Annotated in this window: 1 protein-coding gene; it reads left to right on the top strand. The window is 45.8% G+C overall.

From position 1 onward, the window contains the following. The coding region (locus AX663_RS10750; RefSeq protein ID WP_443031045.1) for a mucin-binding protein at positions 1-417 on the top strand (417 nt) is incomplete at both ends.

Below are 417 nucleotides of genomic sequence, written 5' to 3'. Positions count from 1 at the left end.
ATTCTTGTGGACGAAGCGGGGAATCAAATCGTTGGTACAGACGCTGTTCCGTATAATAACTCGTTGGATCCGACTAAGGTAGAGTCCACCTCTCTACCAACGCTACCAACAGGTTATGAGATTAAGCCTGGCCAAAACATCTCGGGTCTTAACTCAAGTAATCTTCAAGTCCTTCCACCAGATGCGACAGCTGACACTAAGATTATCTTAGTGTCTAAGAAAGAGTCTTTGAGTCAGGGCACCAGTCAGACGGTTACCTTTATCGGGGCAGGTGAAAATACACCAGCTGCTAAAGTTCAAAATGATTTTGTCTTCACCGGGACAAAGGATATGGTTTCAAGTGTTAGCACTTGGGATGTGTCAAGTCATAGATACGGCAGTGTGCCAGTTCCAGTGGTTCCAGGCTACATCGCAGAT

Origin of the sequence: Streptococcus sp. CCH8-H5, from assembly GCF_001556505.1 — a bacterium.
Taxonomy (GTDB): Bacteria; Bacillota; Bacilli; order Lactobacillales; family Streptococcaceae; genus Streptococcus.
The sequence above is the reverse complement of the archived record's forward strand: the minus strand, read 5'-3'. Positions and strand labels throughout refer to the sequence as shown.